Origin of the sequence: Amycolatopsis sp. cmx-4-83, from assembly GCF_046548815.1 — a bacterium.
Classification (GTDB): domain Bacteria; phylum Actinomycetota; class Actinomycetes; order Mycobacteriales; family Pseudonocardiaceae; genus Amycolatopsis; species Amycolatopsis pretoriensis_A.
Window position 1 is genome coordinate 401,746 of record NZ_JAEBEF010000013.1, and the last position, 11,680, is coordinate 413,425.

An 11,680-nucleotide genomic window follows, 5' to 3' on the forward strand; every position below is an offset into this window, starting at 1 on the left:
GCTGCTCGACGGCCTCGAGCTCACCGCCGTCGTGCACGCGGCCGGCGTCCTCGACGACGGCGTCGTCGGCGCGCTGACGCCGGAGCGGTTCGACACCGTGCTGCGGCCCAAGGCCGACGGCGCCCGGCACCTGCACGAGCTGACGGCCGGGCGCGACCTCGCCGGATTCGTGCTGTTCTCCTCGCTGGCGGGCACGTTCGGCGGGGCCGGGCAGGCGAACTACGCGGCCGCGAACGCCGTCCTCGACGCGCTCGCCGTCCACCGGCAGCGCCGCGGCCTGCCCGCGGTGTCGCTGGCGTGGGGACCGTGGACGGCCGAGACCGGCATGACCGCGGCCCTGCCCGAAGCGGAAATCCGGCGGCTGGCCCGCGCCGGCGTCGGGCTCCTCGCCCCCGACGACGGCCTGGCCGCGTTCGACGCCGTGCGCGCGGGCATCGACCCCCTCGTCGTGCCGGTGCACCTCGACCTGCCCGCGCTGCGCGCCCTCGACGACGTCCCGCCGGTGCTACGCGCTCTCGTCCCGCCCCGGCGGGCGACGGCCCGTCCGGCGGCGGCCGTGCCCGACCTCGCGCCCCGGCTCGCCGGGCTCGGCGCGGCGGAGCGGATCGAGCTGCTGCTGGACGTGGTCGCCGACGTCGTCGCGGTCGTGCTGGAGCACGGCGACCAGGACAGCGTCGGGCCGGACCAGGCGTTCACGGAGCTGGGCTTCGACTCGCTGACCGCGGTCGAGCTGCGCCGCCGTCTCACGGCGGTGACCGGCCTGGCCCTGCCCGCGACGCTGGCGTTCGACCAGCCGACCCCGCGCGATCTCGCCGCGCACCTGGCGGAACTGCTCGCCCCGGACGAGAAGCCGGAGCAGGCGATCCTCGCCGACCTGGCCCGGCTGGAGAAGGCGTTGCGGGACACCGCGATCGACCCCGGCGCCCACGAGGAGATCACCGCGCGCCTGGAGCAGGTGCGCGGCGCGTGGAGCGGGCGCGACGACGTCGACGGCGGCTTCGACTTCGACGAGGCCAGCGACGACGAGATGTTCGCGCTCCTGGACGAGAAGCTCGGAGCCGGCGACTGACCGCATCCGCGACGGCGAACTCGGCGCCGCGGTCGAGGAGGAGCGGCTCAACCGGATCAAGCAGACCACGAAGTTCCCGGCCAGAGCGGTGCGAGCCTTGTCGGGCGAAGGCGGACGTGAGACCCGAGGAGATCGCCGCGGTCGGCGCAGCGGCTCGCGGAAGGCTCGGTGCTCGGCTGGGTGCAGGGCGCGTCGGAGTTCGGGCCGCGCTCGCTCGGCTACCGCAGCATCCTCGCCGACCCGGCCGTTCGCGCCGTCGGTGACCGCCGAAGCCGCCGCCGAGTACTTCGAGATCCCCGCGCCGCGCGGCAACTTCGACTTCATGGCGTTCGCGCTGCGGTGCGTCCCGACCGCCGCGAGGAGCTCGGCGCGGTCACCCACATCGACGGAACCGCGCGGGTGCAGGTTCGTCGAAGCGGACGCGAACCCGCGCTGATCGAGGGGTTCGGGCGCGCGACCGGCACGCCGGTGGTGCTCAACACTTCGTTCGACAACAACGCCGAGCCGATCGTGCAGACCGTCGCCGACGCCGTGACGACGTTGACTTCGTCGTCCGCCCGGGCCTCGACCGGGCCGCGGCACTGGCCGAGCTGGTCTTCGCGTTCCGCCCGGTGACGCGGCTGCGCACGACGACCCGCACCGGCGGCGAGACCGTGCACCAGGTGTACCTCGACCACCCGGGGGCCCGGTACCGGCGGAGACCCACGAGCTGCTGACCCGGCTCGACGGCAGCACGCGGCTCGGCCACCTGGCGCCGGACCTGGCCCCGACGCGTACCACCAGTGCCGGGAGGACCACGACCGCCCGCGATCCAGCGGGCTCGTGAGTGAGAAACAGGGTTCTAACCCTGTTTCTCACTCACGACCCGGCGCCGAGCACCGAGGCGAGCTGGGCGCGGCCGTCGATCTTCAGCTTGCGGTACAGGCTCGTCAGGTGCTTCTCGACGGCCCGGCGGCTGATGCTCAGCTCGCCCGCGATCTCGGTGTTCGTCCGCCCGCCGGCCGCCAGGCGCGCGACGGTCGCCTCGCCCGCGGTCAGCTCCACCGTGGGCCGGGGCTGCTCCGCGTGGCCGAACGTGCCGTCCTCGCGTGCTTCGAGCCGGCCCGCGCCGCAGCTTTCGGCCAGCTCCCGCGCGCGGGACAGCAACCGCCGTGCCGCCTCCGGTTCCGTCTCGCGCAGGCAGGTGCCGAGGTCGGCGCAGGCCTTCGCCGCTTCGAGTTCGTCGGGCGCGCCGTCCAGTAGGTCGACCGCCTCCCGCAGCAGCTCGATCGCGTGCCGTCGGCCGGCGAGTGCGGCGAGCACCCGCAGCGACCGCCCGACGATCGCGGGCGCGCCCCACGCGAGGGAGTGGCGGTGGTGCTCCTCGGCGAGCTGCCGCGCCTGCTCGGTCCGGCCGAGCCTCCGGGCCAGCAGCGCCGCCGACCCGCGCCAGGCGTAGATCGCCGGGTTGCGCCAGCCCGCCCGGTCCAGCAGGCGGCCGCGGTCGAGGAACTGCGCGAGCGCCGCGTCCGGGTTCTCGCGGGCGGCCAGCATCCCCTGCAGGCCGCGGCGGACCGCGAACACGGCTAGGTCGTCGCTGTCGGGGAGGTCTTCGAGCACCTGCCGGGCCAGGTCGCGGCGGCGTGCCGAGTCCGCGACCAGCGCCACCGTCGTGGCCGGCAGCGCCAAGACGTCGTAGCCACCGGGCTCGGCCGCGCGGAACGCCCGCTCCGCCGGTTCCGCGGCTTCGGCGAACCGGCCGCGGGACAGCAGCGCCAGCGCCTGGTGGACGTCGACGAGCACGCGCGTCGCGGTCGTGGCCCGCGGCCCGCCCGCCGACGCCAGCCACGGCGCGACGGCGTCCGGCCGGCCCGCGGCGATCAGCACGAGCGGGACGATCCGCAGCGCGGTGCCGGCCCGGACGGTCCGCGCCGGCTCGTGGTCCAGCAGGACACCGGCGTGGCGGGCGGCTTCGGCGGCGGTGACGCGCCCGCCGAGCGTGGCGGCCAGCAGCAGCACCGCGCGCAGCTCCCGGTCGCCGGGGTTGCGCGGCCGGTCGGGCAGCTGCCGCAGCCGCCGCGCCGCCGCGGCCGCCCGGCCCGGCTCTTCGAGCGCGGCGAACCACTCCCGGGCTTCCAGGCGCGGCACGAGGCCGGGGTCGTCGACGCCGGTCGCCGTCCGGACCAGGTCGGTCACCAGCGGCCCGCGCGCGGCGGCGGTGAGCGGGATCCGGGCGACCGCTTCGGCCCGTTCGCGGCCCGCGGGCAGCAGCGGCGCGGCCTGCACCAGGTACCGCACGGCCGCCCGCGGATCGGGTTCGGCGGCGGCCAGCTCGGTCAGCAGCCGGGCGCGGCCGGGGTCGTCGGGCGGCAGGTCCAGCAAGGCACGCCGCAGGTAGCGCGCGGCCAGGTCCGGGGCGCCGCGGCGCTGGGCCGCGACGGCCGCCGTCCGCAGCGTCGTGACGTCTTCGGGACCGCGCAGGGCGTCGACGCTGAGCAGCTGCGCGGCGACGTGCTCGGGCGGAAACCCTTGTGAGGCAAGCAAAGCGGCCGCGGCCCGGTGCGCGGCCGCGGTGTCCGCCGCGCTCCGCGTCTCCTCGACCACCCGCACCAGCGCGGGCTCGGGCACCAGCCGCCCGTCGACGGCGGTGCCCAGCCACGCGGCACCGAGCAGGGCGCGAGCTTCGGCGCACGCGGCCGCGTCCAGCCCGGCCAGCCGCGCGACGAGCTCGGGTTCCGCGTGCCGCCCGAGCGTGACGACGGCCCGCGCCAGCGCTCCGACCTCCGGTTCCCGCCGCACCAGCAGCCGCAGCCGTTCCCGTTGTACGGAGGCTCCGAGCTGACGCAGCGGCACGCAGTCCACGGCCCGGCCGGTGAGCCGGTGGGCGAACGCGCGGGACAACAGCTCGTCGAGGTCCTTCGGCCGGCCGCCGGTGAGCTCGTGGCAGGCGGTCGCGAACGCGGGGTCGGCGTCCAGCCGGGCGTCGACCACCCGGCGCGTGCCGTTTCGCGACAGCGCGTGGGCTCGCACGCCCGGTCCGGCGATCCGGGCGATCTCCTGCAGCGCCGGCGCACGCGGGCTGTCGGGCAGCACGACCCCGAGCCGCACCCGCGTCCCGCGCAGCCGGCCGGCGAGGAAAGCCAAGGCGCGCACCGAAGGTTCGTCGGCCCAGCGCACGTCGTCGACCAGCACGACGACCGGCTCGCGGGCGGCGAGCGAGACCAGCAGGACGTGCAGCCCGTGGAGCAGCGGCACGGCGCCGCTGCAGTCCGGCCCGGCCGCCGACTGGAGCAGTTTCGCGGCGATCGGTGGCAGGCCGGTCGCGCACGGGTCGCCGACCAGGGGCAGGACGAGCTGCCGCACGACGCCGAAGCGGAGGTCCCGCTCGGCGGGCGCCCCACCCGCCCGCAGCACCCGCGCACCTCCGTCGGCGGCGAGGCGGCCGAAGAGCCGGAGCAGCGCCGAGCGTCCAGTGCCGGTTTCCCCGCGTACGGCAACGACTTCACCGGTTTCGCGGAGCGCGGCTTCCTGCGTTTCGCGTTCGAACAGCATCGCGTCAGCTCCCCGGCGTCCGGGTGGGCCAGTGATCCGCGAGCGCGGCCCGGCCCTTGAGGCCGAGCTTGCGGTAGACCTTGGTCAGCCGCAGTTCGACGGTCCGCAGCGCGATCGACAGTTCCCGGGCGATCTCCCGGTTGGCCAGCCCGCGGGCGGCGAGCTCGGCGACGTCCCGTTCGGCGGGCGACAGCGCGTCGGGGCGCCGGGCCGGGAACCGCGGCGCGGGCAGCGGGTCGGCGGGCCGCCGTGGCGCGGGCACGGTCCGCCGGAGCCCGGCGGAGGCCCGCTCGCGCAACGGCTCGAGCGCGGCGGCGGTACCCCAGCGTTCGGCGAGGGCCAGCTCCTCGGCGGCGAGCGCGGCGGCGGCCCCGTGGTCTCCGAGCCGGCGCAGCGCGAGACTCGCGGTCGTCCGCCAGGCGGCGACCATCGGGTTGACCCAGCCGCGCGAGCGCAGCACCCGGCCGCACTCCAGGGCGGCGTGGAGGGCGGTGCCGGGGTCGTCTTCGGCGAGGGCGAGTTCGGCCTCGGCGTGCCGGAGGAACGCGGTTGCGGCTCCGTGCTCGCTGCCGCGGGGGAGTGGCTCGGCGGCGAGGTGCCGGGCGTGTTCGAGCCGTCCAAGCCGCAGTTGCGCGGTGATCTCGACGGCGGCCCGGGCGGGCATGGCGAGCGGGTGCCAGCAGCGAACGGGCAGCTCCCGATCGGCGGCGGCGAGGTCGCGGAGGGCCTCCTCAGGCCGGTCATCCCTCAGCACGGCGGCGGCCCGGTGCACCAACGCCCGCGCGGCGGCGGCCCGGGCATCCCGCCGCCGGGCGGCCGCGATGACGACGGTCAGGGCGTCGGTGGCCTCGGCGAGGACCCCGGCGCAGACCAACGCCCGGCAAGCGGCGATCCGCGGCATGAGGGGAGCTTCCTCCCGCACGACGAGCGCCTGCGCGGCAAGGTCGAGCACGGCGCCCCGCTGTTCCCCCCGGACAGCCAGCCGGAAGGCGGTGACCCCGGCGGAGGCGGGATCCTGCGCACGGGGGAAGGGTGGGAGCGCCCTGGCCGGGGGCGTGCCGATGGCGGGTGGTTCGGATGTTGCCCGCGTTGGGCGGCCGAAGCGGATGCGGTCTTCGCTCGCGTCACGACTGAGGGCGTGCGGGTCGGGTGTCGGCGTGGTGGTGTGGTTTTGGCCCGTGCTATCGCGGAGTGCGTGTGGGGCGGGTGCGGGTGCGGTGGTGTGGTTTTTGTTCGTGTCGCGATCGAGTTCGTGTGGGTCGGGTGCTGGCGTGGTGGTGTGGTTTTCGTTTGTGTCGCGATTGAGTGCGTGTGGGTCGGGTGCTGGCGTGGTGGTGTGGTTTTGGCCCGTGCTATCGCGGAGTGCGTGCGGGTCGGGTGCGGGTGCGGTGGTGTGGTTTTGGCCCGCGCTACCGCTGAATGCGTGCGGTTCGGGTACTGGTGTGCTGCTGCGGAATGCATGCGGGCCGATCGTGGCCGGGTCGGGTGCCGGTGCGGCGGGGGCCGGGTTCTGGCCCGCGTCACCGTCGATCGCGTCCGGGCCGGGTAGCGGGGGTACCGGCATCTCCGGATCGGCCGCGGCTTCCTCGCGGGCGAGCCTCCCCAGCGCCACCAATGCGGGGTCCACAGTGGATGCCCGGCCCGGTTCCGCCACCAGGCGGTGCACCGTTTCCGCGTCCCCGCGGGCCAGGAGGAGGTCGGCGGCCGTCGTGGTGGCCGGGAGGGTGGCCAGTGCCGGTTCCGCCAGGACCTGGACCAGCCGGCGGTCGGCGTGGTCGGGTTCGCGGCGGACCACCGCCGAAGCCAGCCGGACCAGCAGCGCCGCCCGGTCGCTCGCGGAGGCAGGCTCGGCCAGCGCACGCCGCAGGGAATCGGCCGCCGCCACCGGGTTGCCCTGGGCCGACCACTGTTCCGCCGCCTCTTCGAGCACCGCCCGTGCCCACGGCTCGCCGACCGGTGGCGCGGCGCGCAGCAGCTCCGCCGCGACCAGCGCACCCGCCCCGCTCCGGTGCGCCAGTTCCGCACCGCGGCGGTACAGCCCGTCCCGCTCCGGCTCGGCCAGCTCCGCCAGCACATCGGCCGCCAGGTGCGGCTCCGCCGGGCGCCCGTCCGTCACCAGGCCGCTCGCCTCCAGCGCACTCAACGCACCGGGCACGTCCGCCGCCGGCAACTCGGCCAGCCCGACCGCCGCGACGACGTCCAGCCGCTCCGAAACCGACATCGCCCGCACGAGCGCCAGCGCCCCCGGCGGCAGGCCACGCCGGATCCGCGCCGCCCGCACCGACACGACTTCCCGCCCCGCGGCCGCCACCCGAGCCGGGGTCCACTCCGCCGGCGTGGGCCCGTGCGTCGCAGCCAGGTCGTGCAGCACCGCCGGTCGTCCGCGGACGACCGCCAGCACCGCCGTCTCCACCTCCGCCGGCAGCTCACCCAGCAGCTGCCGCACCAACGTCGTCGTCTCCGCCGGCCCCAACGGCCCCACCGCGATCCGCTGCCCCACCGCAACCGGCTCGTACGCGGTCGCGATCAGCAGCACCGGTGCCGTCCGCCCGGCCATCTCCGTGAACCACCGCAGCGACCACTCGTCCGCCCACTGCAGATCATCGACCGCCAGCACCAGCGCCCGCTCGCGCGCCAACCCGGCGAACGCGTCACACAGCAGCCCGGCGGCACGCTCGGGGTCGGCCAAGCACGCACCCACCAGGTCACCGAAATCCGCCGGCGGCACCAAAGCCGACGCGAGCTGGGTCACCGCCCCGAACGGAACCCCGTCCGGCACACAAGAAGCCGACGCACCCGGAGCCGCGCCCAGAGCCCGCCGCAGCAACGCCGTCCGCCCGACTCCCGCGGCACCGGAGATCCCCACCGTCGCCCCGAGCCCCCGGCCCAGCCCCGCCACCAGGTCGTCGAGCACGCTCACCGCGCGCTCCCGGCCGACGAGACGCGGTTCGCGCACGGGACGACCTCCTCCGCGGCCGGTCGACGTCGAGCCGGGCCGAGGGCAGCCTAAGCCGCCATAGCGGTCTCGACACCGGGGCGGCCACCGCACGCCGGAGCTCTGCCCGCCCGGCCAGAATTCGCGGGGACGGCCGGGCAATCCGCGACCTTGCGTGACTCAGTGGTCGCGCAACGCTGCCGCCAGTTCGGCACGGCCGCCGATGCCGAGCTTCCGGTAGACGCTCGTCAGGTGCACCTCGACCGTTCGCTGGGTGATGAACAAAGACTCCGCGATCTCCCGGTTGGTCGCGCCCTCCGCGGCTCGCTGGGCCACCCGCCGCTCGCTGCCGGTCAGTGCGTCGGACGGCGAATCCGTGCCGTGGCGCATCCGGCCGCCCGCCTCGGCCAGCGCCGGCAGCGAAAGGCCGAGCTGCTGCTTGTCACGGCTGCGCACGGAAAGGTCGATCGACCGGCGCAACCGGTCCCGCGCGCCCTCGGCGTCGCCGCGGGCCAGCAGCCGCCTGCCGAGCAGGTACTCGGCCTTCGCCTGCTCGACCTTCGCGGGCGAATCCGCCAGGAGCTCCGCCGCGTCGCGCAGCCGCTCGATCGCCGCGTCGCCGTCGGCGAGCACCCCGCGCGACGTCTCGAGCATGCCCAGCGCCCGGTTCGTGCCCCAGCGGCGGACCGCGGGCTCGACGTCGTCGAGCACCGCCTCGCCCTCGGCCCGGCGGCCGAGCCCGGCCAGCAGCTCCGCCGATTCGTACCACCACGGCGCCAGCACCGGGTTGCCGATCCCGTTGCCCGCCAGGCTTTCCCCGCACGTCCGCAACACGGCGAGCGCGCCTTCGACGTCGCCCACGGCGGCCCGGGCGCGGGCCTTCGCGACCAGGTACCAGTGGTACTCGAGCGTGAAGTGCTCGAGCCGGGGCCGCTCGATCGCGGCCAGCGCCCGCTCCGCGCCGGCCGGGTCGCCGTGACGCACCAGCAGCGAGCCCAGCACGGCCTGCGGCATCGCGGTCCCGGGCGCCCAGCGCTCCTGCGTGATGACGTCGAACGCGTACTGCGCGTCCGCCAGCGCGTCGGTGAGGTTGCCGCAGAACTGGTGGACGAGCGCCCGCGTGGTCGCGCCGAGGATGTAGGTCCAGCCCTGGCCGCGGCGCTGCGCGTGGTCGAGCACGCCGCCGACCGCCGCCAGCGCCGGCTCGGGCCGGTCGGCGAGGTAGAGGGTGAGCACGGCGCCGAGCACGGCCCAGCCGCCCGGGGCGACGTCGCCGATGCGCAGCACCTGCGCGGCCTGGGCGGTGACTTCCGCGGCGGGGCGGCCCTGCAGCGTGTCCAGCGACGAGAGCATGCCCAGCAGTTCGCGTTCCTCGGCGGTGTCGCCCGGCGGCGGGACGACGTCGCGGAACCGGGCGCCGACCTGGGCGACGGTGGCCTTCTCGTCCAATCCGGACAGCAGCAGCGCCGACTGGCCGACCATGCGCAGCGCCCGGTCGGCGGGCGAGGGGTCGGGACCGGCGACGGCGTCCAGCGCGTCGGCCACCTCGGTCGCCAGCGCGTAGGACCGCCGGGAGTTCTGGGCGCCGAGCGACACCATGACGTACTGCATGACGATCGGCACCCGCCGCCGCGGATCGGCCACCAGCCGCAACGCGCGTTCGAGGTGCTTCAGCGACGCCGCCGGGTCGGTCTGCCCGAGCACCCGGGACAGGTGCACGAGCACGGTGACGTCGTCCTCGTGGGCGCGCAGCACCTGCGTCAGGTACCGCGCGGCCGCCGCCGGGGCGCCCCGGCTTTCCGCCGCCGCGGCCGCTTCCCGCAGCACGGTGACCATCCACGGCTGCGGCGGCCCGTCGAGCACCAGCAGGTGGACGGCGACCTCCTCGCTGGAGCGGCCGCTGTCGTTGAGCAGCGTGGCCGCGCGTTCGCGCAGCCGGGCCAGGTCGGCGGGCGACGCGGTGTTCAGCGCGGCCGTGCGGATCAGGTCGTGGGCGTAGTCCAGCCGGTCGGGTTCGAGCAGCTCGCCCTCGCGCAGCGCGCGCACGGCGTGACCGGCCGGCCCGGGCCGGGTACCGGCGAGCGCGGCGATCGTCTCCAGCTCTTCGCCGCCCAGCACCGCGATCGCGCGCGCGACGGCCAGCGCGTCCGGCGACAGCCGGTCCAGCAGCGGCCGGACCACCGCCTCCCGGCCGAGCTCGTCGAGCACGCCGACGTGCCCGGCGTCCGGGGGCACGCGGTCGCGCAGCGCGCCGACCACGCGGTCGAGCAGGAACGGGTTGCCGCCGGTGATGTCGACGGCGTGGCGGACGAACTCCCGGTCCGGTGGCACGCCGAACCCGGCGGCCAGTACGCGGGCGACCGCGTCCTCGGCCAGCGGCGCGAGGTCGACGGCGAGGCAGTTCACGGCCGTGCCGATCTCGGCGAGCACCGCCGGGCCCGGTTCGCCCGGCCCGGTGCGCTGGGCCATCAGCGCCAGCACCGGCAGGTCCTCGGCCCGGCGCAGCAGGAAGCTCAGCCACCGCAAGGAGGTCTCGTCGCACCACTGGACGTCGTCGACCGCGAGGACGACCGGGCCGCGGGCGGCCAGGCCGGCCACCAGCCAGGAGAGGCCGTGCATGACGGAGTAGGTGTCGGCGGAGCCGTCGACGCGGTCGGGCGCGAGCGCGGGCAGCGCGAGCCGGGCGCTGCCGCTGAGCAGGCCGGCCTCGCCGGCGTCCCCGCGTGGCCACAGTGGACCGAACAGCGTCCGGACCGCTTCGTAGGCCCCGCCGCCGGTGTCGGCGCAGGTCACGGTGAGCACGGTGGCGGCGGTCCGGTCCAGTTCGTCGAGCGCGACGGCCAGCAGGCCGGTCTTGCCGATCCCGGCGGGCCCGCGCAGCAGCACCGCCTGTCCTTCGCCGAGGGCGGCGGCGCGAGCGCGGTCGGTGAGCACCCGCAGTTCCCAGTCCCGGCCCGCCAGCTCCGGCCGGGCCGATCCCCGCACCCCACTCCGAACAGCCACGTTTCTCCCGTCCGCGCGCGCAGGCCCGGCCGGGAGCCCGGCGGGCGTTCCCAGCCTGGCCCATCGGCCCGACGCGCGCGGCACCGGGCTCCTGCGCGCCTGGCAGCGGCCGCGCGGACCCGGTTTTCCCCAGATTTCCGCGGAAATGCTTGACAGGAGCATCCGATAACGGATTCGAAGTATTTTCGCGTAATTTTTTCGAATGGTGTGACGCGCGACCGGGTTTTCGCCGGATCGCGTTCGCGTGGCGTACGGTGAGCGCGCACGACGACGTGACCCGGCCGTCTTTTCTCCGCATCCCCCAGAAAGAACCCTCAGTGACGAACGAAAAAGTGCTGTCCCTGTCCGTGCGCTCGGTGGAGCTCGGGGTCCGGGCCGCCACCCGCTGGGAAGCCTTGGCGCACATCGGGAAAACGCTCGAAACATCCGGCTCCGTCCACACGGGATATCGGGACTCGCTGCACGCGCGGGAACGCCGTGCGTCGACCTACCTCGGGCACGGGATGGCCGTTCCGCACGGTTTGCACGTCCACGACTACCTGCTGGTGAACCCGGGGCTGGCGTTCACCCGGTTCACCACTCCCGTGCCGTGGGACGGCGAACGGGTTTCGCTGTGCATCGCGATCGCCGCGTCGGCCGCCGAGCACGTCGAAATCCTCTGCCGGATCACCGCGCTGCTCGTCCACCCGACGCACCTGGACGTCCTGCGCGCGTCGGAGGATCCGGGGGAAATCACCCGGATCCTCCGGGAAGCGTGAAAATCGGTTACTTCAGCCGGGTGCCGGCCGAGCCGAGCGCTTCACAGGCTTCGACGATCCGCGCCGCCATGCCGGCCTCGGCGGCCTTCAGGTACGAGCGCGGGTCGTAGACCTTCTTGTTGCCGACCTCGCCGTCGATCTTCAGGACGCCGTCGTAGTTCTTGAAGAAGTGGTCCACGATCGGGCGGGTGAACGCGTACTGGGTGTCGGTGTCGACGTTCATCTTCACCACGCCGTAGGACACCGCCTCGCGGATCTCCTCCGGCAGTGAGCCCGAGCCGCCGTGGAAGACCAGCTCGAACGGCTTCGCGCCGCTGTCGAGGCCGAGCTTCTTCGCTGCTGCTTCCTGGCCGCCCTTGAGCACGTCGGGGCGGAGCTTGACGT

Annotated in this window: 6 protein-coding genes and 1 pseudogene (1 of these 7 cut by a window edge); 3 read left to right on the forward strand and 4 right to left on the reverse strand. The window is 75.5% G+C overall.

Annotated features, from left to right (window positions below; all coding sequences use genetic code 11):
• Positions 1-1,069 carry the 3' portion of an SDR family NAD(P)-dependent oxidoreductase gene (locus ACLJQM_RS37490; protein ID WP_410635056.1) on the forward strand. Its footprint begins 26,408 nt before the window's first position, so only the last 1,069 of its 27,477 coding nucleotides appear in the window; its start codon lies off the left edge, out of view; it ends in the stop codon at positions 1,067-1,069.
• Between the two features lie 156 nt (positions 1,070-1,225).
• Positions 1,226-1,684 (forward strand): annotated as a pseudogene (locus ACLJQM_RS37495) (carbamoyltransferase C-terminal domain-containing protein); the annotation flags it as partial.
• 243 nt (positions 1,685-1,927) lie between these two features.
• Here ACLJQM_RS37495 and ACLJQM_RS37500 read toward each other — a convergent pair.
• From ACLJQM_RS37500 to ACLJQM_RS37510, 3 genes are all read right to left on the reverse strand, one after another.
• Complete coding sequence (locus ACLJQM_RS37500; RefSeq protein ID WP_410635057.1) at positions 1,928-4,600, reverse strand: LuxR C-terminal-related transcriptional regulator; 2,673 nt, start codon at positions 4,598-4,600, stop codon at positions 1,928-1,930.
• A gap of 4 nt (positions 4,601-4,604) precedes the next feature.
• Positions 4,605-7,556, reverse strand: a complete 2,952-nt coding sequence (locus ACLJQM_RS37505) for an AAA family ATPase (protein WP_410635058.1) — start codon at positions 7,554-7,556, stop codon at positions 4,605-4,607.
• 159 nt (positions 7,557-7,715) lie between these two features.
• Positions 7,716-10,538, reverse strand: coding sequence for an ATP-binding protein (locus tag ACLJQM_RS37510; protein ID WP_410635060.1), 2,823 nt, complete (start codon positions 10,536-10,538; stop codon positions 7,716-7,718).
• 317 nt (positions 10,539-10,855) lie between these two features.
• Here ACLJQM_RS37510 and ACLJQM_RS37515 point away from each other — a divergent pair, with 317 nt between their 5' ends.
• Positions 10,856-11,296 (forward strand): PTS sugar transporter subunit IIA, encoded by a 441-nt coding sequence (locus ACLJQM_RS37515; RefSeq protein ID WP_247024781.1) that lies wholly within the window; start codon positions 10,856-10,858, stop codon positions 11,294-11,296.
• 7 nt (positions 11,297-11,303) lie between these two features.
• Here the strand turns inward: ACLJQM_RS37515 and ACLJQM_RS37520 are convergent.
• Positions 11,304-11,680, reverse strand: a 377-nt coding sequence (locus tag ACLJQM_RS37520) for a class II fructose-bisphosphate aldolase (RefSeq protein ID WP_410635061.1), incomplete at its 5' end; no start/stop codon positions are given.